Source organism: Nocardioides sp. CCNWLW239 (genome assembly GCF_037137035.1).
GTDB lineage: Bacteria > Actinomycetota > Actinomycetes > Propionibacteriales > Nocardioidaceae > Nocardioides.
This window is the reverse complement of the sequence record NZ_JBBBNW010000002.1, coordinates 699010-723913: the sequence shown is the minus strand read 5'-3', so window position 1 is coordinate 723913 and position 24904 is coordinate 699010. Positions and strand designations below refer to the sequence as shown.

The window sequence follows — 24904 nt, the reverse complement described above, 5'->3', positions numbered from 1 at the left end:
GAGCGCACGGCTGAGCTTGCGAAGCCGTGACCGCGGGTCGAGACCCAGCAAGTTGGAGATCGTGCTGCGGGTGAGCGTCGCTACAGTGACGAGCGTGCGCATCCCGATCCCTCCAGTCCGGCTTGGTGACGACATCGTGGCGTTGGCCGGGGAGTACGCCCAGGGCGTACGCACCCCGGTCGAGCCGCGCGACGCGGCGACGGTCCTGTTGCTGAGGCCGGGAGCGGGCTCTGGCCCCGAGGTCTACCTGCTCCGCCGCCAGCTGACGATGGGGTTCGCCGCCGGCATGGCCGTCTTCCCCGGCGGCGGTGTGGACGTACGCGACGCCGACCTCCCCGACTCCTGCTGGGCCGGGCCGTCGGCCGGCGAGTGGGCCCGCCGGCTCGGCGTCGACGAGTCTCGCGCGCGGGCGCTCGTCGCCGCGGCCGTGCGGGAGACGTTCGAGGAGAGCGGGGTGCTGCTCGCCGGGGCGTCCCCCGATTCCGTGGTCGGCGACGTGTCGGGCGCGGAGTGGGAGGCGGACCGGGTCGCGCTGGAGTCGCGGTCGCTGTCGTTGACCGAGATGCTGACCCGGCGCGGGCTGGTGCTGCGTACGGACCTGCTGGCGCCGTGGGCCGCCTGGACGACGCCGATCTTCGAGCCGAAGCGCTTCGCGACCTGGTTCTTCGTCGCCCGGCTGCCCGAGGGGCAGGTCACCCGCGATGTGTCGAGCGAGTCGTCCTCGGTGGACTGGTTGGCGGTCTCCGATGCCGTTGCCCAGGTCGAGGCCGGTGAGCTGGCGATGATGCCGCCGACCTATCTCAACTGTCTCGAGGTCGCCTCCCTCGGCACCGAGGACGAGGTTCTCGCCGCTGCCGCAGAGCGTGTGCTGACGATGTTCACGCCGTCCGTGACCGAGGTCGACGGTGGTCACATCCTGTCGATGATGCCGCTGCACGCGAACCTCATCGCCGGGAGGTCGCGCGCATGAGCGAGACCTGGGCCGGCGGGGTGTTCGGTGAGCGAGGGCGGTGCATCCTCGCGCCCAACCCCGGGATCATGTCGCTCGACGGCACCAACACCTGGATTCTCCGTGAGCCCGGCGCGCGCCGGTCGGTCGTGATCGATCCCGGGCCCCTCGACGAGGGACACCTCGATGCGGTCGCGGAGGCGGCCGGCGAGGTGGCGACGGTGCTCCTGACCCATCATCACTACGACCACTCCGAGGCGGCTCGCGCCTTCGCCGAGCGGATGGGGTGTGGCGTACGCGCTCTTGATCCGGAATACCGCCTCGGGTCCGAGGGGCTCGGGGACGGCGACGTCGTCGAGGTCGACGGGCTCGAGGTCCGCGTCGTCGGCACGCCCGGCCACACCTCCGACTCGCTGTCCTTCTGGCTTCCAGCGGACGGCGCGGTGCTGACCGGGGACACCGTCCTCGGTCGCGGGACCACGGTCGTCGCCCACCCCGACGGCGAGCTGGGCGCCTACCTGGATTCCCTCGACCGTCTTCACGCCTTGGCCTCCGAGCACGGCATCGGCAACGTCTGGCCAGGTCACGGCCCGGTCATCGGCAACGCCCTCGGCGCGCTCGACTACTACATCGCCCACCGCCGCGAGCGCCTCGGGCAGGTCGAGGCTGCTCTTGCCGGACTGGGTGTCACGCCCGCCGAAGCGGATCCGCGAGCGATCGTCGAGATCGTGTACGCCGATGTCGACCAGGTCCTCTGGGGCGCCGCCGAGCTCTCCGTCCGAGCGCAATTGGCTTACCTCGCTCAGCGCTGAGGCCTACTGTTCGACTCATGGCGACCCTGTCCGGAGACGAGCTCCTGCTTCCCGATCCGCCCGCGTGGCGGGCCTGGCTGGAGGTGCACCATGCCGACACCCGCGCGGTCTGGCTGGTGCTGACCAAGAAGGGCGGGACGCTGACCACGCTGACGTGGCAGACCGCGCTCGATGAAGCCCTCTGCTTCGGCTGGATCGACGGTCAGGCGCGACGACGCGACGAGCAGTCGTCGTTCCAGCGGTTCACCCCGCGCGGGCCGAAGAGCCGCTGGTCACTGAGGAACGTCGAGCACATCGGTCGACTCGAAGCCGAAGGCCGGATGACCGCGGCCGGGCGGGCCGCCGTGGAGGCGGCGAAGGCGGACGGGCGGTGGGAGGCGGCGTACGCCGGTCCTGCCACCGCCGAGACCCCGCCCGACCTTCTCGCTGCGATCGCCGCGGTGCCCGAGGCGCAGGCGATGTACGACGTCCTCACCTCGCAGAACCGCTTCGCCCTCTACCACCGCATCACCTCCCTGAAGACCGAGGCCGCACGGGCGCGCAAGATCGAGGAGTACGTCGCCATGCTCGCCCGGCACGAGACGCCCCACCCCCAGAAGCGCCGGCCTCAGTAGCCGCGTTCCCGGAAGCGAACGCCGATCTCGCCGAGAAGTCAGTTTTTGACGCCGACACGTCGAAAACTGACGCCGAGAGGTCGATTCTCGAGCGTTCCGGTTGTTGCCGGCTCCAGAAACTGACTTCTCGGCGTCAGAAAATGACGTCTCGGGGTTAGCGGGCTCGGCGGGCCATGCGCTCGATGTCCATGATCACGACGGAGCGCGGCTCGAGGCGGAGCCAGCCGCGGCTGGCGAAGTCGGCCAGCGCCTTGTTGACCGTCTCGCGGGAGGCGCCGACGAGCTGGGCGAGCTCCTCCTGGGTGAGGTCGTGGTGGACGTGGACGCCGTCGTCGGCGGTGCGGCCGAAGCGGTCGGCGAGGTCGAGGAGCGCCTTCGCGACACGGCCGGGGACGTCGGAGAAGACGAGGTCGGCGACGACGTCGTTGGCCTTGCGGAGGCGGCCGGCGAGCTGGGCGAGGAGACCGCGGGCGACGACCGGGCGGCCCTCGAGCCACTTGAGGAGGTCCTCGTGCGACAGGCTCGCGAAGGCGGAGTCGGTGACCGCGGTGACGGTGGCCGAGCGGGGGCCGGGGTCGAAGAGGGAGAGCTCACCGAACATCTGGCCCGGGCCCATGATCGCGAGCAGGTTCTCGCGGCCGTCCGAGGAGGTGCGGCCGAGCTTCACCTTGCCGTCGATCACGACGTACAGCTTGTCGCCGGAGTCGCCCTCGTGAAAGAGCACCTCTCCGCGGCGGAGCTTCGACTCTGCCATCGAGGCGTGCAGGGCCGTCATCGACTCGTCATCGAGTGCGCTGAAGAGCGGTGCCTGACGGAGTACGTCGTTGTCCATTGCGGCCATTCCTCCTGGATTTTCCCCACATCCGCGGGTATTACATCGGGAATCCTATCTGTGGAACGTCTCACAAGTGCACATCACCCACCGATAAGGGCAGAAAGTGCATGTATGGGGCGGTATTCGTGCTAGTCGTCTGCTGGGCCGGATCGGGATTGTCGGTGCGGCCGCGTAGCCTTGCTGCGTGCCTGCCCAGAAGTTTGCGACTGAGACGCGCCTGGGTCTGGTGCGTCGCGCCCGTCGGATCGACCGCATCCTCGGTGAGACCTACCCGGACGCGAAGGCCGAGCTCGACTTCACCAACCCGTTCGAGTGCCTGGTCGTGACCGTGCTGAGCGCGCAGACCACGGACAAGCGGGTCAACCTGGCTTCACCCGCTCTGTTCGCGGCCTATCCGTCCGCCAAGGAGATGGCGGCGGCACCCCGGGAACACCTGGAACAGCTGGTCGGTCCGCTCGGTTTCTTCCGCGCCAAGACCGACGCCCTGCTGAAGCTGAGCGCTGTGCTGGTGGAGGAATACGACGGGGAGGTGCCGTCCCGGTTGGAGCAGCTCGTGAAGCTGCCCGGCGTCGGGCGCAAGACCGCCAACGTGGTCCTCGGCAACGCCTTCGGCAAGCCCGGCATCACCGTCGACACCCACTTCGGCCGGCTCTCACGGCGCTTCGGCTGGACGACCGAGAAGGACCCGGTCAAGGTCGAGCACGAGGTCGGCGCGCTGTTCGAGAAGCGGGACTGGACGATGCTGTCCCACCACGTGATCTGGCACGGGCGGCGGATCTGTCACGCCCAGAAGCCGGCGTGCGGTGCTTGTCCGGTGGCACAGCTGTGCCCGGCGTACGGAGAGGGTCCGACCGACCCGGTCGCGGCAGCGAAGCTGGTCCGCACGGAGGGCCGCAACTGATGGTTCGTGTCCTTGGGAGCAGAGCCCGGGCCGCGACGACAGTTGCACTGCTGGTGGTCGCTCTGGCCGGGTGCGGCAGCGCGCCGCCGGACGGAGGTGGGCAGGCCGGTGCTCCGCTCACCGAGAGCTCGTCCTCGACTGCGGAGAGTGTGGCCACCCCGGAGATGGTGGCTGCGAAGAAGGCCTCGAAGGTGGAGGACTGTCGCCCCGGATCCGCGAGCGACGGTGGACTGCCGGCGGTCGAGCTGCCGTGCCTCGGCGGTGGCGAGTCGGTCGACCTCTCCTCGTTCGAGGGCCCGATGGTGATCAACCTCTTCCAGGGCTTCTGTGCGCCCTGCAAGGAGGAGATGCCGGCGCTGCAGGACTTCTACGAGACCTATGGCGACGAGGTGCCGGTGATCGGCATCGACGTCATGGACACGGTTCCGGGGGTCGCGCTCGAGGAGGCGATCTCTCGCGGGGTGACCTTCCCGATGTACGCCGATCCCGAAGGTGAGCTGCAGGGCGGGTCGCTCACGGCGCGGGCGGTGCCCACGACCTACGTCCTGTCTTCTTCCGGGGACGTCGAGCTGCTGCAGATGGGCGGCATGACCAGCGCGAACGAGGTCAAGGACCTCGTGGAGAAGAAGCTGGGGATCACGCTGTGACGGTCGGGGCGCTACCGGAATGGTTCGAGGAGATCGTCGACGCCGCGGCTCGGATCCAAGGAGAGGACATCTCGCAGTTCCTGCCCCCGACGGATGGGAGCGCGCGGGAGTCTGCCGTGCTCATGCTCTTCGGTGAAGGTCCGTCTGGTCCCGATCTGCTGCTGACCGAACGTTCGCACACGATGCGCTCGCACCCCGGCCAGGTGTCGTTCCCCGGGGGCAGGCTCGATCCGGGCGAGACCGTCGAGGAGGCGGCGCTCCGTGAAGCCTGGGAGGAGACGGGGCTGGACCCGGCGGGGGTCGACGTGGTCGGCCGGCTGCCGGCGCTGTGGATCCCGTTCTCCAACCATGCGGTGGTGCCGGTCCTCGCCTGGTGGCGGGAGCCCTCCCCGGTGACGAACCGATCGGTCGAAGAGGTGCACGCGGTCTATCGGGTGCCGTTGTCCGAACTGACCGACCCGGCCCACCGGATCCAGGTGGGCTTCCCTTCTCGCAAGGACTGGCTCACTCCCGCGTTCTTGATCGGACCGGAGAAGGATGTCATCCTCTGGGGCTTCACCGGTGGAATCATCAACCGCTTCTTCACCTATCTCGGGTGGATCTCGGAGATTCCGGACGCCCCGATCAAGGAGTTGCCCGAATACATGCTGCAGGGACGCGAACGGAACCGGCCATGAACTTCCTCGACTGGATCCTGATCATCCTCGTCGCGGCCTATGCGCTCTCCGGCTACTGGCAGGGCTTCATCACCGGTGCCTTCGCCACCGGTGGACTGCTGCTCGGTGGTTTCCTCGGCATCTGGCTGGCGCCCAAGGTGCTCGGCGGTGCCACCCCGTCGTTGTGGGTCTCGCTCGGTGCCCTGTTCGTCGTGATCGCGTGCGCGTCCATCGGTCAGGCGGTGCTTCAGTACGGCGGCGTACGTGTGCGCGACGAGATCACCTGGCAACCCGCGCGGATCGTCGATGCGCTCGGCGGGGCGCTGCTCAGCGCTGCCGCTGTGCTGGTCGTCGCCTGGGCGCTCGGCGTCGCGGTCTCCGGGGCGCAGATCAACGGACTGACGCCGGCTGTACGCGGGTCGGCGATCCTGGCCAAGGTCGACTCGATCATGCCGGCGCCCGCCGACCGCGCGCTGGGCGCGTTCAACGACGTCGTCGGCACTTCGTTCTTCCCGCGCTATCTGGAGCCCTTCGCCCGTGAGCGGATCGTCGAGGTCGGACCCGGGCCGCGCCGCATGCTCACCGATCCCGACGTCGTGCGCGCCGGAGAGTCGGTCCTCAAGATCCGCGGAGCCAACGAGTGCGGCAAGGGTGTCGAAGGCACCGGGTTCGTGATCGGTCGCGGATATCTGATGACCAACGCCCACGTCGTGGCCGGGGTCGACGACCCCAACGTGATCATCGGAGACGGGGCCAACGACGCCAAGGTCGTCCACTACGACCCCAAGATCGACATCGCCGTCCTGAAGTTCAAGGGTGGCGGCAACCTCAAGCGTCTCGAGTTCGACAGCTCCGCAGCCGCAGAGGACCCGATCGCGGTCCTGGGGTATCCGCAGGACGGCCCCTTCGACGTACAGCCTGGCCGCATCCGTGCCGAGCAGCGCCTCCGCTCGCCGGACATCTACGGCGTCGGCACCGTCATCCGTGACGTCTACTCCGTGCGCAGCCTCATCCGTCCCGGAAACTCGGGCGGCCCCATCGTCGACTCCGAAGGTGACGTCGTCGGTGTCGTCTTCGCCGCGTCGGTCACCGACTCGGAGACCGGCTACGCCCTCACCACCGACCAGGTCATCGAGATCGCCCGCGAGTCGCGCTCGCAGACCGCGGCTGTCGACACCGGAGCCTGCGCGAGCTGACACACGGCCGAGGCGTCACCCGCGTCGGCCGAAACGTCGCTCCCGTCGGGCGAGTTGGCAACGCAGTGCCAACTCGCCCGACGGGGCTGACGCTTCGGCCGACGGGGTTGACGCTTCGATCAGAACCGGCGGGAGGTGTAGGCCGGGGTCAGAGCTTCCTTGATCTCGCGGAGCCAGGCATCGAGGCGGTCTCCGGTGAAGTCTCCCTTTCGGACGATCACGATCGTCCAACCGTGATCGATCAGCCACCCGCGGCGCTCCTCGTCGTAGATTCGCTGGTCGGGATCGTCGTGGTCGTCACCTTCGTATTCGATGGCGACCTTGGCGAGTCGATAGGCGAAGTCGAGGCGGTAGGTCGGGATTCCCTCGACATCCACCCAGACCTGTGCTTCGGGAAGAGGCAGTCCAGCATCGCTGATCGCGAGCAACGTCCACGACTCGCGCTGGGATTCGAGGCGGCGGTTGATGAGCGGAACGAGCTCGCGGAGCTGGACGACACCGCGACGTCCCCGAAAACGCGGCAGCTGCTGGTCGAGAGCGCTCCGAGTGATCCCGTGGTGTCGAGCGAACTCGTTGAGCGCGGCCATCGCCTCGCGCCGGTTCAGGTTGCAGCCGAGGTCGAGCGCGGTCCGCAGCGGCGTCGTCACCCGTACGCCACCGATCACGGTGATGTCATCGGGGAGAAGGTCGCGCGAGCGCCCATCGGTTCCGGGACGCCTGGTGCGGGTGTGGCCGCGCAGGGCACATGTCTCCACGGCCGGGAGCTGAGCCATCTCGGCCTGGGTGAACGTGTTGACGCCGTGCACCCACGCTGCGGTGCGGTCGCTGATCACCTGGTGCTCGGATAAGACATGGACGAGCGCCTCGGCCCGCTTCACCGGATCGTCCTCCGCCTGGGCTGGAAGATAGACGCCTCGAAACGGGCGGCGAAGGTCGCCATGGCGGATCGCCTGAGCGAGTGCGTAGCGGCTGGTCGCCACCGACTCGATGTCCGACGTGGTGAAGGGACGCTCAGGCAGGGTGCTGCCGGTCTTGACGAGTGAGATGTTCATGGCCGCAGCGTGCGCCAGCTCGCGTACGAAATCATCCGCAATCGCAGAGGCTGTGGATAACTCCGGATTCAAGGTCACCTGTGGACAGATTCTGGCCCGTCACGGTGACGTCTCGGCCGACCGGAGTGACGCCTCGGCCGGCGGGGGTGACGCCTCGGCGATGTGGGTCAGCGCTGACCCTTGAGAGCCCGGGGGATCTCCTTGCCCTGAGCGATGGCCTTCTCGGGAGCCTTGACCTTCTTCACCTTGAGTACGCCGATGTAGCCGAGCAGGGCGGCGATGAGGACGTAGAAGGCGAAGACGATGAGGAAGGACCAGTGAAGGCCGAGGCCGGTCAGGTGGATGAAGTAGGCCGCCGAGACGGAGAGCATGATCACCGCGAGGACCAGCAGGAACGCGGTGGCGGCGAAGAGCCCGACGCCGACGCCGGCGTTGGTCATCGAGACCTTGAGCTCCTGCTTGGCGAGCGTGATCTCCTTGTTGACCAGCTCGGAGATGTCTCGGGTGGCGTCGACGACGAGCTTCCCGATCGTCGGGTCCTCGTCACCCGGGGACTTCACGATGTCGGCTGCCATGGGAACCCTTCGCTGTTACGTGTGTTGTCGAGCGGCTCCGACCTTACCGGTCGCGACCCTCTTCCTCTTCGAACACGTCCGGCACGCCGTCCTTGTTGGCATCGATCGTCTCCAGCTCCTCGATGCGGCGATAGACCTTGTTGCGGGCGCGCAGCACCACTGTGGCCAGCGCAGCGGCGAGGACGGACCCGAACAGAACACCCACCTTCATGTGGTCGTGCGCGGACGGATCGGAGTGGAAGGCCAGCTCACCGATGAGCAGCGAGACGGTGAACCCGATGCCCGCCAGCATCGCCATGCCGATCACGTCCCACCAGGCGAGGTCGTCGTCGAGGGACGCCTTGGTGAACCGGGACAGCAGCCATGTCGAGCCGGCGATGCCGACCGTCTTGCCGACGACGAGGCCGAGGATGATGCCGAGCGTGATGGGGTCGCGCAGCGCACTGGTCACGCCGTCCCAGCCGCCTAGCGACACGCCGGCGGCGAAGAAGGCGAAGATCGGCACCGCGACACCGGCCGAGATCGGCCGGACCAGGTGCTCGAAGTGCTCGGCGAGGCCGCGCTTGGCCTCGGGGTTCCGGGCCATCACCGGCACCGTGAACCCGAGCAGGACGCCGGCGACGGTGGCGTGAACACCGCTGGCGTGCACCAGCGCCCAGGCGACGAGGGCGAGCGGGAGGAGCAGCCACGGGCTGCGTACGCGGCGCTGGACGAGAAGCGCGAAGAGCCCGATCGGGATGAGCGCCAGCAGCAGGTAGCCGATGTGCAGCTCCGAGGTGAAGAAGACCGCGATGATGATGATGCCGAGCAGGTCGTCGACGACGGCGAGAGTCAGCAGGAACGTACGCAGCCCGGCGGGCAGGTGCGTGGAGATCACCGCCAGGATCGCGACCGCGAAGGCGATGTCGGTGGCCACCGGGGTCGCCCAGCCGGCAAGCGATCCGTCGCCGATGACGTTGATGGCCACATAGACCAGCGCCGGCGCGATCATGCCGCCGACCGCGGCGGCGATCGGCAGGGCGGCCCGTCGCGGGTCACGCAGGTCGCCGGAGACGAACTCCCGCTTCAGTTCCAGGCCGGCGACGAAGAAGAAGATCGCGAGCAGCCCGTCGGCGGCCCAGGTGCCGATCGTCAGGTCGAGATGGAGCGCGGCCGGCCCGATGCGGAAGTCACGGACCGCCTCGTAGGCGTCTTGCCAGGGGCTGTTGGCGAGGATGACCGCGATCACCGCGGCGATGATGAGCAGGATCCCGCCGGTGGTCTCGGCGCGCAGGATCTCGGCGGTGCGCGATGTCTCCAGCCACGAGCCTCGGGTGAACAGGCGGTTGCGGGTGTCGGTCACGGGTGGGCCTCCCAGGGCTCATGGGGTCGAGAAAGTCACGCCGACCAGACTTCCCGGCACACCTGATCCTGACCCTAGCAAGCACCTCGGCCCGCATTCGAGAAGTGGTCACGATCGGGTCGGCGACCCCGATCGCGAGATTGGTAAAGATATTCAAACACAGGCAAACAGATGAAACATGCCTCCAAGTTTTGCCGTAGAAGCACCATTGAGCCCCGATTCCGTTGCATAGTGGGTCCAGCCCTCGCCGAATGGTGAGGCCGCTCCGGTCGCGCCGAGGCCCGTCACAACCGGAGGAGAACCGAGTCAGACCTAGGTGGCGGGCACGGGGGAGCCAAGCAGTACGCCGGACGCCAGAGACAAGGCCGACGGCTTGGGGTGAAGGCGCACCACGGAACACAGGGATTCCAGCGCCCGGGCATCAGCAGCCCGAATCCGACAGGTCAACCTTCGCAGGTGTCGCTGCATCGGGGGAACCTCGAAATGATCGGATCGTGCATCCGTGCGCTGTCGCGCGCGCCCAGGAAGATCAGTAGAAAGATCGGTGTCGGCGCGGTGACCGCGCTCGTGGTCGGGCTCGCGCTCGTCGCCGTACCCAACCCGTCCGCCACCGCCACGGCCCCGCCGCCCACGAGCGTCCAGAGCAGCGCTCATACCGGCGTCCAGTCGGCCTCGACCACCACCGAGAAGAAGGCCAAGAAAAAGAAGAAGTCGCGCGGCATCCGAGCGCTGCGCCGAGCCAAGAGCCGCGCCGGTGCGCCCTACTCCTACGGCGGCGACGGCCCACACTCCTTCGACTGCTCCGGACTGACCCAGTGGGTCTACAAGAAGCTCGGTCGCAAGCTCCCGCACAACTCGGCAGCGCAGGTCGGCCACACGTTCAAGGTCAAGAAGCCCCGCAAGGGCGACCTGGTCTTCTTCTACGGCCGCGGCGGCGTCTACCACGTCGGCATCTACGCCGGGAAGCACGACGGGCGCCGCTGGATCTGGCACTCGCCCAGGTCCGGCGAGACGGTCAAGAAGGACCCGATCTGGACCGACAGCCACTTCATCCGCCGGGTGAAGTACGGCAAGAAGGGCTAGTACGCAGCTGCCCGGCCACCCGCGAAGGGTGGCCGGGCAGCGCCGCTGGACGCTAGTCGTCCGTCGCCGTCGTCTTCCCGGCCGCGATCAGGTCCATGATCGTCTGGTCGGCCAGCGTGGTCGTGTCGCCGACGCCACGGCCCTCGGCGAGGTCGCGCAGCAGGCGGCGCATGATCTTCCCCGAGCGGGTCTTGGGCAGCTCGGGCACGATCATGATCTGACGCGGCTTGGCGATCGGGCCGATCTCCTTGCGGACGTGGTCGGAGAGCTCCTTGTGGCAGTCCTCCGGCGACCCGTCGCGCAGGATGACGTACGCCACCACGGCCTGCCCCGTGTCGGGGTCGGTCGCGCCGACCACGGCCGCCTCGGCCACGTACGCGTGAGACACCAGCGCCGACTCGATCTCGGTCGTGGAGAGCCGGTGCCCGGACACGTTCATCACGTCGTCGACGCGACCGAGGACCCAGACGTCGCCGTCTTCGTCCTTCTTGGCCCCGTCGCCGGCGAAGTACCAGTGCTCATTTTCTGGGCCTGAGTCCTTGAACCGCGCCCAGTAGGTGTCCACGTAGCGCTGGTCGTCGCCCCAGATCGTACGCAGCATCGACGGCCACGGCTGGGTGAGCACGAGGTAGCCGCCGGAGCCGTTCGGCACGGAGACGCCGTTGTCGTCGACCACGTCGGCCCCCACGCCCGGCAGGGCCTTCATCGCCGACCCGGGCTTCCCGGCCGTCACGCCGGGGAGCGGCGAGATCATGATCGCGCCGGTCTCGGTCTGCCACCAGGTGTCCACGACGGGCACCGCGGAGCCGCCGATGACGTCGCGATACCAGATGTAGGCCTCGGGGTTGATCGGCTCACCGACGGACCCGAGCAGGCGGACCGAGGAGAGGTCGCGGGCGTCCGGGATGGCGCGGCCCTGCTTCATGAACGTCCGGATCGCGGTCGGGGCGGTGTAGAAGAGCGTGACGCCGTACTCCTCGATGATCTGCCACCAGCGACCCTTCTCCGGGAAGTCCGGGGTGCCCTCGTAGAGCACCTGGGTCGCGCCGTTGGCCAGCGGTCCGTAGACGATGTAGGAGTGGCCGGTGATCCAGCCGATGTCGGCGGTGCACCAGTAGACGTCGGTCTCCGGCTTGAGGTCGAAGACCTCCCAGTGGGTGAACGCCGCCTGGGTGAGGTAGCCACCGGTGGTGTGCAGGATGCCCTTCGGCTTCCCGGTGGTGCCGGAGGTGTACATCACGAAGAGCGGGTGCTCGGCATCGTGGGCCACCGGGGTGTGCTCGGTCGACGCGCTGTCGACGACGTCGGACCACCACGTGTCGACGGAGTCGTTCCACTCGACGTCCTGGCCGGTGCGGCGGACGACGAGGACGTTCTCGACCAGACCGGGCTGGGACTCCTCGACCTTGGTGACCGCCTCGTCGACGGCGGGCTTCAGTGCCGACGGAGCGCCCCGGCGGTAGCCGCCGTCGGAGGTGACGATCAGCTTCGCGCCGCAGTCCACGACGCGGGTGGCGAGGGCGTCGGCGGAGAAGCCGCCGAAGATGACGGTGTGGATCGCCCCGATCCGCGCGCAGGCCAGCATCGCGACGACGGCCTCGGGGATCATCGGCATGTAGATAGCGACCCGGTCGCCCTTGCCGACGCCAAGAGCCTCGAACGCATTGGCGGCCTTCGAGACCTCGTCCTTGAGCTCGGCGTAGGTGATCGTGCGCTTGTCGTCGGCCGGCTCGCCGACCCAGTGGATCGCGACCCGGTCCCCGAGCCCGGCCTCCACGTGACGGTCGACGGCGTTGTAGGCGACGTTGATCTCGCCGCCCTCGAACCACTTCGCGAACGGCGGGTTGTCCCAGTTCAGGACGCGATCGAACGGCTTGGACCAGGTGAGCCGCTCCGCGGCCGCAGCCCAGAAGGCGTCACGGTCCTCGGCTGCCGCGTCGTACGCATCGGCCTTGACGTTGGCGGCGGCGGCGAGCTCGGCCGGAGGCTCGAACCGGCGCTTCTCGTGCAGCAGGTTGGACAGGGTCTCGTCGGTCACAGTGACTCCTACGTACGAAATGTTGTGGCTCAAGCCACAGGGTAGTGCGGGGGAAAGAATGATGGCGGGCCGTCGTACAAGAGCAGATGTACGACGGCCCGCCGTGGAGGATCAGTGCGTGATCGCCTTCTCCGAGCCGGCGCCGGTGAGGGCGCGCACCTCGAGCTCGACGTAACGCTCAGCGGTCTCCGGCTCCTTCGACGTCACCGTGCCCAGCCAGCCCAGGAAGAACCCGAGCGGGATGGAGATGAGGCCGGGGTTCTCCAGGGGGAACCAGGAGAAGTCGATGCCGGCCGGGAACAGCGAGAGGCTGTCTCCGGTGACCGGGTCGACCTTGCCGGAGACGACCGGTGAGAAGAACACCAGGCCGACGCAGGAGATCAGGCCGCCGTAGATCGACCAGGTCGCACCACGGGTGTTGAACCGCGCCCAGAACATGTTGTAGATGATCGCGGGCAGGTTGGCCGAGGCGGCGACCGCGAAGGCCAGGGCCACCAGGAACGCGATGTTGAGCGACTGCGCCGGGATGGCCAGCAGGATCGCGACCAGGCCGATGCCCGCCGCGGCCCAGCGCGAGACCTTCATCTCCTCCTTCTCGGTGGCCGTGCCACGCTTGATCACCGAGTTGTAGATGTCGTGGGCGACGGAGACCGAGGAGGTCAACGTCAGCCCCGCGACCACGGCGAGGATCGTGGCGAAGGCGACCGCGGCGATGAGAGCCAGCAGTACGGCGCCGCCGACGGAGCCTTCACCGCCACCGACCTCCTGGGCGAGCAGTGGCGCCGCCAGGTTGCCGGCCTTGTCCAGGGTGGCCGGGTCGACCAGCGCGGCCGCACCGAAGCCCAGGACCAGGGTGAACAGGTAGAAGACACCGATCAGGCCGATCGCCCACAGCACCGACTTGCGAGCATCCGCCGAGGTCGGGACCGTGTAGAAGCGGATCAGGATGTGCGGCAGGCCGGCGGTGCCGAGCACCAGGGCGAGCCCGAGCGAGACGAAGTCCAGCTCGCTGGTGAAGCTCGCGCCGTACTTCAGGCCCGGCTGCAGGAAGGCGTCGCCCTTGCCCGAGGCGTCGGCGGCGGAGCCGAGCAGCTCGGAGAGGTTGAAGCCGAACTGGGCGAGGACCAGGATGACGATCAGCGCCGAGCCGGTCATCAGCAGGACGGCCTTGACGATCTGCACCCAGGTGGTGCCCTTCATCCCGCCGACGGTGACGTAGAAGATCATCAGCGCGCCGACGAACAGGATCACGATGTTCTTGACCGCCTGGTCCTCGACGCCGAGCAGCAGGGCCACCAGGGCGCCCGCACCGACCATCTGAGCCAGCAGGTAGAAGATCGAGACGACGACCGTGGAGGTCGCCGCCGCCAGCCGGACCGGGCGCTGCTTCATCCGGTACGCCAGCTGGTCGGCCATCGTGTAGCGACCCGAGTTGCGCAGCACCTCCGCGACCAGCAGCAGCGCCACCAGCCAGGCGACGAGGAAGCCGATCGAGTAGAGGAACCCGTCGTAGCCGGACAGAGCGATCGCGCCGGAGATGCCGAGGAACGACGCCGCCGACATGTAGTCGCCACCGATCGCGAGACCGTTCTGGAAACCGGAGAAGCCGCGGCCACCGGCGTAGTAGTCGGCCGCGGTCTTCGTCTGCCGGCTCGCCCAGAAGGTGATGCCGATCGTGACCGCGACGACCGCGAGGAAGAGGACCGTGGTGAGGATCTGGCTACCGTCCATCAGAGCTGCCTCTTCTCGATCTCGTATTCCTCGTCGAGCTTCCGAGCCAGCGGGTCGAGGTGCTTGTTGGAGTAGTTGGCGTAGAGGTAGGCGATGCCGAACGTCGTCACGAACTGCAGGAGCCCGAAGACCAGCGCGACGTTGATGTTGCCGAACAGCTTGTAGTTCATGAAGTCCTCTGCCCAGTTCGAGCAGAAGACGTAGAGGAGGTACCAAGCGAGGAACGCCACCGTGGCCGGGAATACGAACTTCCGGTACGCCGACCGCAGAGCGCGGAACTCTGCCGTGGCGTGCAGTCTGTCGTAGACCGGGTCGTGCCGGCGGGCTTGGTCGTGCGCTTCGTCGCTCACGTGCTGACCCTTTCCGTAGACGAGGCCGTCCTTCGTGGGGGAGGACGGACGACGTGTGATCGCAGTCACAGTAGGGGTCTGTCGGGTCGCCCGTCGCGGGGTGACGACCGGTCCCTCGGTAGACGGCACCGTCGCGCGACGAGCGGTCGATTTCGTACGTCGAGTGGCTGGTCCCCTGCAGGCTGCCCCGAGCGTTGTCAGCGCGGCGTCGAGGTTGCGACGGCGGGTTCGAGCGTCGGCTCGGGGGTGTGGAGGCGTACGAGCAGTCGGGTGGTGTGGGGCGGGACGTGGGCAGCGGTGGCGAGGCTGACGAGGATCATCACCGCGAAGGAGAGCGGGACGGTCCAGAGGGCGGGCTGGGTGAGGGCGACGTCGGCCCAGGTGTCGGTACGCGACCCACTGATCGTGAACACCACAGCCGATCCGGTGGTGACCAGGCCGGTGACCAGCCCGGTGGCGGCGCCGTAGGCGGTCAGCCGGCGCCACCAGATGCCGAGCAGGAGGAGCGGGCAGAAGGTGGCCGCCGCGAGCGCGAAGGCCAGGGCGACGCCGCGGGCGACGCCGACGCTGGGGGTCAGCAGGGCGCCCGCGACCGGGACGAGGACGGCGACCAGGGACGCGATCCGGAAGGCGGCGACGCCGCCGTAGCGACTGCCTCGGCGACGCAGCAGCGGCACGACGACGTCCTGGGAGAGCACGCCGGAGACGGCGATCGCCAGGCCTGACGAGGTCGACAGGAAGGCTGCGAAGGCCCCCGCACACACCAGCCCGGTGAGGGCGTCACCTGCCCAGCCGGGAACAATCAGCCGGGGCAGCTCGAGCACCAGGGTGTCGGCGGAGGCCGGGGTGGCTGCGTACACCCGGCCCAACAGCCCGAGGATCGGCGGCAGCAGGTAGAAGACGCCGAGGAGGGCCAGGACGACCAGGGTCGTGCGGCGGGCGGCGCGCCCGTCGGGGTTGGTGTAGAAGCGGACGCCGACGTGTGGCAGGCCCATGGTGCCGAGGAAGGTCGCCGCGATCAGCGAGTAGGTGGCGTAGAGGCCGGTTGCGCCGTCGGTGCCCATCGGCAGCGACCAGGTCTGGCTGAGGTCGGTGGCGCGGGGCGCGCCGTCGCTGCCCCAGACCGCGACCAGCACCCCGACAGGCACCAGGAGCGCGGTCAGCTTGAGCCAGTACTGGAAGGCCTGGACGAAGGTGATCGAGCGCATCCCGCCGGAGAAGACGCTGACCAGCACGACCGTCCCGACCAGCACCGGCCCCACCCAGCGAGGTGCGCCGGCGACCAGCTCCAGGGTCAGTCCGGCCCCCTGGAGCTGGGGCAGCAGGTAGAGCCAACCGATGCTCACGACCAGCAGGGAGCAGAGCCGTCGCACCCCACGCGAAGCGAGCCGTTCCTCGGCGAAGTCGGGCAGCGTATATGCCCCTGACCTGCGCAGAGGCGCCGCGACCAGGGTCAACAGCACGAGGTAGCCGGCGGTCCAGCCGATCGGGTACCAGAGCATCTCCGCGCCGGAGGTGAACACCAGGCCGGCGACTCCGAGGAAGGAGGCGGCCGAGAGATACTCCCCGCCGATGGCGCTCGCGTTGAGGCCGGGCCGGACCGACCGGGAGGCGACGTAGAAGTCGCTCGTGGTCCGGCTGAACCGCAGCCCCCAGGTGCCGATCGTCAGCGTCGCCAGGGTGACCAGGGTGACCGCGACGATCGCCGGTGCGGAGTCGAGGGTCATGGCGTCTCGTCGTCCGAGCGGAGCAGATCGGCATAGCTGGCCTCGTTGCGTTCCGCGCCGCGCAGATACCACCGGCCGAGGAGGAACAGGAACGGATAGACCAGCACCCCGAGGAGCAGCCACGGCAGCGGTACGCCGAACGGCGCGGTGTGGACGAGCCCCGGAGCCAGCCAGAACAGCAGCGGGAGCGAGCCGACGCCGAGGAAGAGCACGGCGAGGGTGCGGATCGCGATCGCGAGCTGGGCGCGCATCAGCGAGCCGAGGTAGATCTCGCCGAGCCGGGTGTCCTCGCCGACGTCGACCCGGCGCACGGCCGGGCGTCGCCGGGGCGGTCCGGTGACGCGTACGCGTTGGGGCTCAGTCATCGGATCGGGTCATGAGCGTCGGGCGAGCAGGTCCTTGAGCTGGCGGGTGTGGCGGCGGCTGACCTGCAGCTCGGTGCCGCGCGAGGCGCCGCCGACCACGACCGAGCAGCGACCTGCCTCCGACCTCAGCTCGGTCACATGGGCGAGGTTGACGAGGAGGGAGCGGTGGATGCGTACGAACCGGGCGGAGGCCCACTCCTGCTCCAGCTGGGTCAGCGGGACCCGCACCAGGTGGGAGGCGTCCGCGGTGTGCAGCCGGGCGTAGTCGCCTTGCGCCTCGACGTGGGTGATCTGGGAGCGCCACACGAAGCGCGTGACGCCGCCGAGCTCGACCGGGATCTGTACGTCGCCGCTCGGCTCCTCCTCCGGCATGGTGCCCATCAGCCGGGTGACGGTCTCGGCCAGCCGCTCGGCGCGCACCGGTTTGAGCACGTAGTCGACCGCGCGCAGGTCGAACGCCTCCAGCGCGTGCTCCTCGTGTGCGGTGACGAACACGACTGCCGGCGGTGACTTGAAACGCGCCAGCAGCCGGGCGACCTCGAGCCCGTTCAGGCCGGGCATCTGGATGTCGAGGAACACCGCGTCGACGCCCGACCCCTGCAGCTGCTGCAGCCCGTCGGTCGCGTTCAGGCAGGTGCGCACCTCCGCCACCCGAGCGTCCTGGGTCAGCAGGTAGGAGAGCTCGTCGGCCGCCGGTGGCTCGTCGTCGACGACGAGGATGCGGAGCCGGCCTCCCGGCGCCCCTTGTCTGGCGGCGAAGGCCTGCGTCGTACGGCCGTTCATGTCGCCGCCTCCATAGAGGAAGGCGAAGAATACGGAAGCGGCGACATGTTGCCCATCGCCGCTCGCTGGCGCTCGCTCATGTGTGCACTCCTGGGGCGAACTTCGGGATCCTGAGAATGACCTTCGTGCCGGCGCCGGGAGCGGTCTCGACGACCAGGCCGTAGTCGTCGCCATAGGCGTTGCGGAGCCGGGCGTCGACGTTGCCCAGCCCGACGGAGTCGGCACCGCCGGCCAGCGCGTTGCGGACCTTCTCCGGGTCCTCGCCGGCGCCGTCGTCCTCGACCTCGATCACGCACTCGGTGCCGCTGTCGGCGGCTCCGATGGAGATGTGGCCGGTCTGCGCGTCGGCCAGCCCGTGGCGTACGGCATTCTCGACCAGCGGCTGCAGGCACAGGAACGGCACCGCGATCGGCAGCACCTCGGGCGCCACCGAGAGCCTGACCGAGAGCCGGTCCCCGAACCGCGCCTGCTCCAGGAGGAGGTAGCGCTCCACCGAGCGCAGCTCCTCCGAGAGCGTGGTGTATTCGCCGTGAGTCCGGAACGAGTAGCGGGTGAAGTCCGCGAACTCCAGGAGGAGCTCGCGTGCGCGCTCGGGATCGGTACGTACGAAGCTGGCGATCGCGCCCAGCGAGTTGTAGATGAAGTGCGGGCTGATCTGCGCGCGCAGCGCGCGGACCTCGGCCTCCATCAGCCGCCGCCGTGACGCGTCGAGCTCGGCGAGCTCGAGCTGGCCGGAGACCCAGGTGGCGACCTCGTCGGTGGCGCGGACCATCATCGCGGAGGTGTCCGGTGCGTACGCCTGCAGCGTGCCCACCAGCCGGTCGTCGACGACCAGAGGGCTGACCACGGCGGAGTGCAGCGGGCATCCGGCCTGGCCGCACTCCAGGTCCACGCGGTCGTAGAACCGGGTCGCGCCGCGCTCGAGCGTCGACTCGGCCAGCTTCGTCACGTGCTCCTGGTGGTGGGTGCCGATGCCCTCCCAGGCGAGCAGGCCGTCGGTGTCGGTGATCGCGAGTGCGGGCGCGGCCAGCAGCGCCTGGAGGTGAGGGGCGGCACGCTCGGCGCTGTCCACGGTCAGGCCGCCACGCAGCGCCGGGCTCGCCAGCGATGCATTGTGGAGGGTGCGGAAGGTCGCCCGGTCGGCTTCTGTGCCCAGGTGGGTGCGCCGCCAGCGCCGCATCCGCGCTCCTTCCGTCCATCGACCGAGTCCGTGAGACCCGAGACCTCCAGTGTGACGGCGCCCACGGTATCTGTCATCCAGGGCCGTCGCGGAGGTGCGAGGTAGGTTGGGCGCATGCGACTGAGTCGAGTGATCCCGGGTCTGCTGGCGGCCGGCGTGGTGGGCGCGGGTGCCGCCTTCGTGATCGGCATGCGCAACAAGTCGCCCTGGCTGCAGGACCGTATCCGGGCCTTCTCGAAGCGGTTCGCCGCCGAAGCGCTGAAGACCGCCGGTGGGGAAGGGGCCACCAACGGCGTCATCCTGCACGTCGGACGCGCGAGCGGACGGGAGTACGCCACCCCGATCACGCCGTTCCCGACCCCCGACGGCTTCGTGATCAACCTGCCCTACACCTCGAAGGTCGACTGGGCCCAGAACGTCCTGGCCGCCAACTCGGCCACGATCGTCCACGACGGCGTCGACCACCGGGTCACGGACCCGCGCGTCGTTCCGTACGCCGAGGTCGCACCCCTGCTCCCGAAGGCCGCCGGCGTGTTCCGCGCCGTCTTCGACGTCCAGGAGTTCCTCCGCGTCACCAAGGTCGACTGACGCCGCACTCCGCTACCGCTGATGCCGGTCGCGGATGTCCTCCTGATCCTCCAGGCCGCGGTCCTCCATGGCGATGACGTCGTTGTCCGCGCCGTCGACGGCCTCGACCAGCTCGTCGAGCTTGAGCAGGATGGCCTTGGTCTGGCGGTTGGTCATGTGCTGGATGCTGAAGAGCACCAGCAGGCTGACGATGGAGGCGGCTGCGTAGACGAGGCTGTGCCACCACGCCGCGAACCCGGCGACCAGACCGGTGATCAGCAGGCCGGCGACCACCACCATGCTGATCCCGCTGGCCCAGGCCGACCCGGCAGCGCCGGCGAGGCCGTAGGCGGCAGCGGAGAACCGGTCGCGTACGTAGTGATTCGAGTCGAGATCGGGGTGGCTCATTCGGCGCTCTCTCTATCCTCCAATCCGACCGCCTGCCGCAGCTCGTCGCGGTCGTCGCGGAGCTCGGGATGGTCGCGGGCCAGCCTCCCCATCAGTCCGGCGAGCCCCTCGGCGATGGCGTTCAGCTTCTGCTGGACCGCGTCGTCGGCGCGCTTCTGGGTGTTCTGCAGGAGCGCCACCAGGAGGAACGTGACGATCGTCGTCAGGGTGTTGATGATCAGCTGCCAGGTGTCGATGTCGGGGAGCACGAGGAAGGACGGCGCCCAGATCACCACCAGCAGCACGCACAGGACGAAGAACCAGGCCCTCGACACGAATGCGCTCGCGTGGGTGGCGAACCGGTCGAAGATCCCGACGTCGCTCCCGACCTGCGAGGGCATCCTCGCCTCGCGCTCGTGCCGCGCCGTACTGTCGGACTGGTCCCGTCCGGAATGATGCTGGTCCGCTTCGGTCGACATCACTACCTCCTGCTCGCCCGGTCTGGCGCCCGACGCCGCCTCGTCCGGTACCCCGCTCGGGGCGCGTCATGCCCACCGACGACAACGGACCGGGCCGCCCGTCGGCGACCCGGTCCGTCGAGACCTGAGATTCCGGTGCGTCAGTTCCTGACCGGGAACGCGAGCAGCGAACCCGGGTGGGTGAGGTCGGTGGTCGGGACGTCGTCGTCGCCGCGGACGAGCCCCGCGGTGTCGGTGATCGCGTAGACCGTCTTGCCGTCAGGGCTGACGATGGTGGCGCGGAACCGGTCCTGGTCGGTGTAGAGCGGCTCGACCGCGACCACGTCCGTCTCGGTCCAGTTGAGGCCCAGGCGGTAGATCGTGCCGTCCTTGAGGCTGGTCATGATCACCGAGTTCTCCCAGCCCGGCATCGCCCGGCCGACGGCCGGCTTGTAGTAGGTCAGGCTGGACGGGGCGATGGTCGGGTAGCAGATGTAGTAGAGACCCGACGCGTCGCACGGGGCACCGGTGAAGTCGTGGTCCCAGGTGACCGAGGTGCCGAAGGTGTCCAGCGGCTCGTTGAAGCGAGCCGTGAACTCCGACTCCTTCCACGTCGGCACGTCCTCGTGGATCTCGAAGTCCGAGTGGGTCAGCTCCGCGCAGGGCGTGGGGGAGGAAGCGCTCCAGTCGCCGTAGACGTACGCCGACTCGTCGTCCTGGTAGCCGGCCACGTTCGGCCAGCCGTAGTTGCCGCCGGCCCGGAGCAGGTTGATCTCGTCGTCGGTCTTCGGGCCGTGCTCGGCCTCGAGGAGCTTGCCGGAGGGGGTGAAGGCGAAGCCCTGCGGGTTGCGGTGACCGTAGGTCCAGATGTGGCTGCGTACGCCGCCGATCGTGGGGTTGTCGATCGGGATGGAGCCGTCGCGGTTCAGCCGCAGGGTCTTGCCCTGGTAGGCGAACCAGTCCTTCGCCGCGACCTCGGCCGCGGTCGGGAGGGTCTGGGCCTGGTTCTGGCGGCAGGCCAGCGAGTACTGGTTGGTGCCCTGGTCGCCGATCGCGTAGTAGAGCTTCCCGTCGGGTCCGATCAGCAGCCGCCCGCCCTGGTGGTCGATGCTGGCCGGCAGGCCGGAGATGACCGTGGACGGCCGGACCAGCTTCTTGGTGGCGTCGTCATAGCTGTAGCGGACGATCTTGGTGCGGCGGGTCTCGCCCGTGGACTCCTCGGCCTGGCCGGAGTCGTAGGAGTAGGAGACGTACGCATAGCCGCGGGCGTTGCTCGTGACCGACGGCTCCACGGCCAGACCCAGCACGCCGTCCTGGCCGCTGGAGACGGCCTGGGTGGAGAGGTCGAGCAGGGTGCTCCTGGCCCCGGTCGTGGGGTCGACGCTGAGGACGGACTTGCCGCTCTTCTCGGTGAGCCACAGCTTGCCGCGGGCTCCCCAGGCGAGCGAGTAGGGGTTGTTGAGACCGTCGGCGACCACGCTCGGTGCGCCCAGGGCCGCGTCGGCGCCGGAGGCGGCCGCGGGGAGCGTGGCGGCGGGGAGGGTGGTGGCGGCGAGTGCTGCCAGGGCAGCGGATCCGGCGGCGAGACTCAGGCTTCGTTTGATGCTCATGAGACGTACTTCTCCTCCAGGGGTTGGGGGATCGAAGGAAAATGCAGCAGCGATCCTCCCCGAGAGTGTGGCCGGTGCCACGAGGACGCTGGCGGGAACTATGTCGGAAGCGAGTTGATCTGGCAACGACTTCGTCTCGGCTCGGAGCGGTAGGTTGCTGAGCGTGGGATTCGAGCTGGGAGAGCGGTTGGTCGTCGGGATCGCGTCGAGCGCGCTCTTCGACCTGACCGAGTCGGATGCGTACTTCCGCGAGCATGGCGAGGAGGCTTACCGCCGCTACCAGGACGAACGCATCGACGACCCGCTCCGGCCGGGTGTGGCCTTCCCCTTCATCAAGCGGCTGCTGAGCCTCAACGACCTGGTCGATGACGCCGAGGACGGTCTCGTCGAGGTCATCGTCGTCTCGCGCAACGACCCCAACACCGGGCTGCGGGTGATGCGGTCGATCGAGCACCACGGCCTGCCGATGACGCGCGCCGTCTTCACCCAGGGCCGCTCGCCCCACCGCTACATCGGTGCGCTCGGGATGTCGCTGTTCCTCAGCGGCAACCGGGACGACGTCATCGCCGCCAACCGCGAGGGGTTCCCGGCTGGTCACGTGCTGCCGTCGGCGGCGACGTACGACGAGACCGACCGCTCCGTCGTGGTCGCCTTCGACTTCGACGGCGTGCTCGCCGACGACGGCTCCGAGCGGGTCTTCCGGGAGGAGGGGATCGAGGCGTACCGGGTCTATGAGGCGAGCCGCAAGGCCGAACCCCTCGCCCCGGGGCCGCTGCAGCCGCTGCTGCGCGACCTCAACCTGATCCAGCAGATCGAGGAGCGGCGCCGGCTGTCCGACCCGTCCTATGAGCCACGGCTGCGGATCGCGCTGGTCACCGCCCGCGGCGCCCCCGCGCACGAGCGGGCGATCCGGTCCCTGCAGTCCTGGGACGTCTACGTGAACGAGGCGTTCTTCCTGGGCGGGGTGGAGAAGGTGCGGGTGCTCGAGGTGCTCCGCCCGCTGATCTTCTTCGACGACCAGACGACCCACCTGGACGAGGCGGTCGGATCGATCGCCGGCGTGCACATCCCCTACGGCGTGGCCAACGCGGAGGACACTCGGGCTCGATAAAGCCTTGACAGTTCGGCCGCAGGACGATTTCCCGACTGGATGGCATGCCCGTTGCTGTGTCACCCTGGATGCAGTTGTACAGATTCTGTTCACGCGAGAAGTGGAAGGAGTTCACTCGATGACGTCGGTCATGTGTGCCAAGTGCACCGAAGACGAGGAGATCCGGGTCCTCTCGCGTACGGCGGGGGGCCGCCGGCGACTGATGTGCTGCAGGTGTGGGTACGCGTGGGAGAGCGGCCGTCCCGGTGCCGCCCGGAGGACCGGCCTGACCGGCCTGTTCGGAGCGGCCTGAGCCGCCACCGGCGTACGTTTCACGTTGCTGTCGCCTGAGATTCACCGCAGGCGGGCGCGTAGGTGGTGCGGAGTGGCTTGGGTAGAGGGCTGAGTCCTGTCTCGGGATCCCCTACCACGCTCCGAGGAGTACCCACCCATGTCCGCAACCCGACGCTCCCTGCTCACCGGAGGAGCCGCGGCCGGGGTCGGCCTGGCCGTCGCCGGCGCCGTTCCTGCCCTGGCCGAGGCGAAGCCGGCGAAGCCCGGCACCCTGGGGCGCAAGCGCGCCCGCGAGCCGTTCCCCCCGCTCGTGGACGACCCGAAGGGGATCCTGGCGCTGGCCGAGGGATTCACGTACGCCATCGTCACCTCGGCCGGGGAGACGACCCTGACGACGGGTGAGAAGACGCCGTCCAACCATGACGGGATGATGGTGCTCGGCGGCAAGCGCGGGCGCTACACGCTGATCCAGAACCACGAGATCGAGCCCGGCGAGGGCATCCCGGTCCCGCTCGTCGAGGGCACCGTCTACGACCCGGGCGCACCGTCCGGCGGCTGCACCGTGATCACCACCGACGCGGGCGGCGCCAACTTCGGTGAGTTCGTCGCGATCTCCGGCACCTCGACCAACTGCGCCGGCGGTCCGACGCCGTGGGGGACCTGGCTGACCTGCGAGGAGACCGTCAACGACGCCGGTGAGGAGTGGGAGGGCGAGGACGGGACGACGGGGGTCTACGAGAAGGACCACGGCTACGTCTTCGAGGTCTGGGCCGACGGCTCGGCCGACCCGCGCCCGATCAAGGCCTTCGGCCGCTACGACCACGAGGCGCTGGCGATCGACAAGAGCCGCACCCGCGTCTACCTGTCCGAGGACGCCGACGAGCCCAACGGGCTCTTCTACCGCTGGACCGCCCCGGCCGGGGTGAAGCTCGGCCCGGGCGTACTCACGTCGCTTGCTGATGACGCCGGCACGCTCGCCGCGATGCAGATCATCCTCCCTGATGGTTCGGTCCTGCCCGACGTGGCCTACCTGACCTCCGCGCAGATGGGTCAGCCCTTCCCGGTGAGGTGGAAGACCGTGCCGGAGCGTGACGCCCAGGAGACGCCCTGCCGGGAGCAGTTCGCCGACGGCGAGGTCACCCGTGGCCGCAAGTTCGAGGGCGTGTGGGGCACCGACGAGGGCGTCTACGTGGTCAACTCGTACGCGTGGGAGGAAGGTGACATGCCCGCCGACGCGTCCCCGCACGACGGCATGGTCTGGTTCTACGACTATGCGGCCGAGACCATCCAGCTGGTGACGTACTTCCCGCACCAGACGCAGTCCGAGGACGATGCACCGGCGCCGAAGTACGGCGACCTCACCTTCGACGGTCCCGACAACGTGACCGTCACGCCGTGGGGCTCGCTGGTGCTCGCCGAGGACGGCTCGGGCGCCTCGCACGTGCTCGGCGCGTTCCCGGGCGGCCCGTCGTACGCCATCGCCCGCAACGACCTGAACGACTCCGAGTTCTGCGGCCCGTGCTTCTCGCCCGACGGCAAGGTTCTCTTCGTCAACATGCAGGACCCCGGCTACACCCTGGCCATCACCGGCCCGTGGGAGCGCTACCTCGGTTGATGCTCCGGGGGCGGGCCGCTCGGGCCGCCCGCCCCGTACGTCGCGGT

At 68.9% G+C, this 24904-nt stretch carries 25 protein-coding genes; 11 read left to right on the top strand and 14 right to left on the bottom strand.

The features are described from left to right. Positions 1-94 precede the first annotated feature (94 nt). Genes WBG06_RS09415 through WBG06_RS09405 form a run of 3 tightly spaced genes read left to right on the top strand, consistent with a single transcriptional unit; the run spans position 95 to position 2375 of the window. Complete coding sequence (locus WBG06_RS09415) at positions 95-970, top strand: NUDIX hydrolase (protein ID WP_336736327.1); 876 nt, start codon at positions 95-97, stop codon at positions 968-970. Beyond that, entirely contained in the window at positions 967-1761 is a 795-nt protein-coding gene (locus tag WBG06_RS09410) for an MBL fold metallo-hydrolase (protein ID WP_336736326.1), read from the top strand. Before WBG06_RS09415 ends, WBG06_RS09410 begins: the two co-directional genes overlap by 4 nt. A gap of 17 nt (positions 1762-1778) precedes the next feature. Next, complete coding sequence (locus WBG06_RS09405) at positions 1779-2375, top strand: YdeI/OmpD-associated family protein (RefSeq protein ID WP_336736325.1); 597 nt, start codon at positions 1779-1781, stop codon at positions 2373-2375. A gap of 154 nt (positions 2376-2529) precedes the next feature. On the opposite strand, the gene WBG06_RS09400 is transcribed toward WBG06_RS09405, so the two are convergent. Then, positions 2530-3207, bottom strand: coding sequence for a Crp/Fnr family transcriptional regulator (locus WBG06_RS09400; RefSeq protein ID WP_008356269.1), 678 nt, complete (start codon positions 3205-3207; stop codon positions 2530-2532). 187 nt (positions 3208-3394) lie between these two features. On the opposite strand from WBG06_RS09400, the gene nth reads away from it, so the two are divergent. From nth to WBG06_RS09380, 4 genes are read left to right on the top strand one after another with little or no spacing between them, the layout of a single operon-like run. Continuing rightward, positions 3395-4111, top strand: a complete 717-nt coding sequence (gene nth, locus WBG06_RS09395) for an endonuclease III (RefSeq protein WP_336736324.1) — start codon at positions 3395-3397, stop codon at positions 4109-4111. Continuing rightward, entirely contained in the window at positions 4111-4758 is a 648-nt protein-coding gene (locus WBG06_RS09390) for a TlpA family protein disulfide reductase (RefSeq protein ID WP_336736323.1), read from the top strand. The genes nth and WBG06_RS09390 overlap by 1 nt, the downstream gene beginning before the upstream one ends. Continuing rightward, a complete protein-coding gene (locus tag WBG06_RS09385; protein WP_336736322.1) occupies positions 4755-5435 on the top strand; it encodes an NUDIX hydrolase in 681 nt (226 codons plus the stop codon). Before WBG06_RS09390 ends, WBG06_RS09385 begins: the two co-directional genes overlap by 4 nt. Further along, the gene (locus WBG06_RS09380; RefSeq protein WP_336736321.1) at positions 5432-6610 is read left to right on the top strand and encodes a MarP family serine protease; all 1179 of its coding nucleotides are present in this window, start codon (positions 5432-5434) and stop codon (positions 6608-6610) included. Before WBG06_RS09385 ends, WBG06_RS09380 begins: the two co-directional genes overlap by 4 nt. A gap of 119 nt (positions 6611-6729) precedes the next feature. Here the strand turns inward: WBG06_RS09380 and WBG06_RS09375 are convergent, their stop codons facing one another. From WBG06_RS09375 to nhaA, 3 genes are all read right to left on the bottom strand, one after another. Continuing rightward, on the bottom strand, positions 6730-7662 hold the full coding sequence (locus tag WBG06_RS09375; protein ID WP_336736320.1) for a type IV toxin-antitoxin system AbiEi family antitoxin domain-containing protein: 933 nt from the start codon (positions 7660-7662) through the stop codon (positions 6730-6732). Between the two features lie 167 nt (positions 7663-7829). Then, positions 7830-8237: a phage holin family protein gene (locus WBG06_RS09370; protein ID WP_336736319.1), complete on the bottom strand. Its 408-nt coding sequence runs from the start codon at positions 8235-8237 to the stop codon at positions 7830-7832. A 43-nt stretch (positions 8238-8280) separates the two neighbouring features. Then, entirely contained in the window at positions 8281-9579 is a 1299-nt protein-coding gene (gene nhaA, locus WBG06_RS09365) for a Na+/H+ antiporter NhaA (RefSeq protein WP_336736318.1), read from the bottom strand. A gap of 483 nt (positions 9580-10062) precedes the next feature. Here nhaA and WBG06_RS09360 point away from each other — a divergent pair, with 483 nt between their 5' ends. After that, entirely contained in the window at positions 10063-10662 is a 600-nt protein-coding gene (locus WBG06_RS09360) for a C40 family peptidase (RefSeq protein ID WP_336736317.1), read from the top strand. 52 nt (positions 10663-10714) lie between these two features. Here WBG06_RS09360 and acs read toward each other — a convergent pair whose 3' ends face one another. The 7 genes from acs to WBG06_RS09325 all read right to left on the bottom strand — a co-directional run bounded on the left by acs (position 10715) and on the right by WBG06_RS09325 (position 18836). After that, positions 10715-12700, bottom strand: coding sequence for an acetate--CoA ligase (gene acs, locus WBG06_RS09355; RefSeq protein ID WP_336736316.1), 1986 nt, complete (start codon positions 12698-12700; stop codon positions 10715-10717). Positions 12701-12811: 111 nt separating this feature from the next. Next, complete coding sequence (locus WBG06_RS09350; RefSeq protein WP_336736315.1) at positions 12812-14431, bottom strand: solute symporter family protein; 1620 nt, start codon at positions 14429-14431, stop codon at positions 12812-12814. After that, positions 14431-14781: a DUF485 domain-containing protein gene (locus tag WBG06_RS09345; protein WP_336736314.1), complete on the bottom strand. Its 351-nt coding sequence runs from the start codon at positions 14779-14781 to the stop codon at positions 14431-14433. Before WBG06_RS09345 ends, WBG06_RS09350 begins: the two co-directional genes overlap by 1 nt. A 197-nt stretch (positions 14782-14978) precedes the next feature. Next, entirely contained in the window at positions 14979-16508 is a 1530-nt protein-coding gene (locus tag WBG06_RS09340) for a sodium/solute symporter (RefSeq protein ID WP_336736313.1), read from the bottom strand. After that, positions 16505-16873, bottom strand: coding sequence for a hypothetical protein (locus tag WBG06_RS09335; RefSeq protein WP_336736312.1), 369 nt, complete (start codon positions 16871-16873; stop codon positions 16505-16507). Before WBG06_RS09335 ends, WBG06_RS09340 begins: the two co-directional genes overlap by 4 nt. Positions 16874-16882: 9 nt before the next feature. Continuing rightward, positions 16883-17656, bottom strand: a complete 774-nt coding sequence (locus WBG06_RS09330) for a LytR/AlgR family response regulator transcription factor (protein ID WP_336736311.1) — start codon at positions 17654-17656, stop codon at positions 16883-16885. Positions 17657-17732: 76 nt separating this feature from the next. Continuing rightward, positions 17733-18836, bottom strand: coding sequence for a sensor histidine kinase (locus WBG06_RS09325; RefSeq protein WP_336736310.1), 1104 nt, complete (start codon positions 18834-18836; stop codon positions 17733-17735). A gap of 114 nt (positions 18837-18950) precedes the next feature. On the opposite strand from WBG06_RS09325, the gene WBG06_RS09320 reads away from it, so the two are divergent. Then, positions 18951-19424: a hypothetical protein gene (locus tag WBG06_RS09320; RefSeq protein ID WP_336736309.1), complete on the top strand. Its 474-nt coding sequence runs from the start codon at positions 18951-18953 to the stop codon at positions 19422-19424. A gap of 12 nt (positions 19425-19436) precedes the next feature. On the opposite strand, the gene WBG06_RS09315 is transcribed toward WBG06_RS09320, so the two are convergent. The 3 genes from WBG06_RS09315 to WBG06_RS09305 all read right to left on the bottom strand — a co-directional run bounded on the left by WBG06_RS09315 (position 19437) and on the right by WBG06_RS09305 (position 21858). Beyond that, positions 19437-19811: a low affinity iron permease family protein gene (locus WBG06_RS09315; protein ID WP_336736308.1), complete on the bottom strand. Its 375-nt coding sequence runs from the start codon at positions 19809-19811 to the stop codon at positions 19437-19439. Then, positions 19808-20269 carry a low affinity iron permease family protein gene (locus WBG06_RS09310; protein WP_336736307.1) on the bottom strand — a complete coding sequence of 154 codons (462 nt, stop codon included), beginning with the start codon at positions 20267-20269 and terminating at the stop codon, positions 19808-19810. The genes WBG06_RS09315 and WBG06_RS09310 overlap by 4 nt, the downstream gene beginning before the upstream one ends. Before the next feature lie 140 nt (positions 20270-20409). Continuing rightward, positions 20410-21858 carry a glucose/sorbosone family PQQ-dependent dehydrogenase gene (locus WBG06_RS09305; RefSeq protein WP_336736306.1) on the bottom strand — a complete coding sequence of 483 codons (1449 nt, stop codon included), beginning with the start codon at positions 21856-21858 and terminating at the stop codon, positions 20410-20412. A 163-nt stretch (positions 21859-22021) separates the two neighbouring features. Between WBG06_RS09305 and WBG06_RS09300 the strand changes: the two genes are divergently transcribed. After that, the gene (locus WBG06_RS09300) at positions 22022-22969 is read left to right on the top strand and encodes a 5'-nucleotidase (protein WP_336736305.1); all 948 of its coding nucleotides are present in this window, start codon (positions 22022-22024) and stop codon (positions 22967-22969) included. A gap of 430 nt (positions 22970-23399) precedes the next feature. Next, complete coding sequence (locus WBG06_RS09295; RefSeq protein WP_336736304.1) at positions 23400-24857, top strand: alkaline phosphatase PhoX; 1458 nt, start codon at positions 23400-23402, stop codon at positions 24855-24857. The last annotated feature ends 47 nt before the right edge of the window (positions 24858-24904 follow it).

What these genes read in the sequence shown, in the direction of transcription:
- WBG06_RS09410 (WP_336736326.1), top strand. Translation starts at nt 967, where the DNA reads ATGAGCGAGACCTGGGCCGGCGGGGTGTTCGGTGAGCGAGGGCGGTGC.
- WBG06_RS09405 (WP_336736325.1), top strand. Translation starts at nt 1,779, where the DNA reads ATGGCGACCCTGTCCGGAGACGAGCTCCTGCTTCCCGATCCGCCCGCG.
- WBG06_RS09400 (WP_008356269.1), bottom strand. Translation starts at nt 3,207, where the DNA reads ATGGACAACGACGTACTCCGTCAGGCACCGCTCTTCAGCGCACTCGAT.
- WBG06_RS09390 (WP_336736323.1), top strand. Translation starts at nt 4,111, where the DNA reads ATGGTTCGTGTCCTTGGGAGCAGAGCCCGGGCCGCGACGACAGTTGCA.
- WBG06_RS09380 (WP_336736321.1), top strand. Translation starts at nt 5,432, where the DNA reads ATGAACTTCCTCGACTGGATCCTGATCATCCTCGTCGCGGCCTATGCG.
- WBG06_RS09375 (WP_336736320.1), bottom strand. Translation starts at nt 7,662, where the DNA reads ATGAACATCTCACTCGTCAAGACCGGCAGCACCCTGCCTGAGCGTCCC.
- WBG06_RS09370 (WP_336736319.1), bottom strand. Translation starts at nt 8,237, where the DNA reads ATGGCAGCCGACATCGTGAAGTCCCCGGGTGACGAGGACCCGACGATC.
- WBG06_RS09360 (WP_336736317.1), top strand. Translation starts at nt 10,063, where the DNA reads ATGATCGGATCGTGCATCCGTGCGCTGTCGCGCGCGCCCAGGAAGATC.
- WBG06_RS09350 (WP_336736315.1), bottom strand. Translation starts at nt 14,431, where the DNA reads ATGGACGGTAGCCAGATCCTCACCACGGTCCTCTTCCTCGCGGTCGTC.
- WBG06_RS09340 (WP_336736313.1), bottom strand. Translation starts at nt 16,508, where the DNA reads ATGACCCTCGACTCCGCACCGGCGATCGTCGCGGTCACCCTGGTCACC.
- WBG06_RS09335 (WP_336736312.1), bottom strand. Translation starts at nt 16,873, where the DNA reads ATGACTGAGCCCCAACGCGTACGCGTCACCGGACCGCCCCGGCGACGC.
- WBG06_RS09330 (WP_336736311.1), bottom strand. Translation starts at nt 17,656, where the DNA reads ATGAACGGCCGTACGACGCAGGCCTTCGCCGCCAGACAAGGGGCGCCG.
- WBG06_RS09325 (WP_336736310.1), bottom strand. Translation starts at nt 18,836, where the DNA reads ATGCGGCGCTGGCGGCGCACCCACCTGGGCACAGAAGCCGACCGGGCG.
- WBG06_RS09320 (WP_336736309.1), top strand. Translation starts at nt 18,951, where the DNA reads ATGCGACTGAGTCGAGTGATCCCGGGTCTGCTGGCGGCCGGCGTGGTG.
- WBG06_RS09315 (WP_336736308.1), bottom strand. Translation starts at nt 19,811, where the DNA reads ATGAGCCACCCCGATCTCGACTCGAATCACTACGTACGCGACCGGTTC.
- WBG06_RS09310 (WP_336736307.1), bottom strand. Translation starts at nt 20,269, where the DNA reads ATGTCGACCGAAGCGGACCAGCATCATTCCGGACGGGACCAGTCCGAC.
- WBG06_RS09305 (WP_336736306.1), bottom strand. Translation starts at nt 21,858, where the DNA reads ATGAGCATCAAACGAAGCCTGAGTCTCGCCGCCGGATCCGCTGCCCTG.
- WBG06_RS09295 (WP_336736304.1), top strand. Translation starts at nt 23,400, where the DNA reads ATGTCCGCAACCCGACGCTCCCTGCTCACCGGAGGAGCCGCGGCCGGG.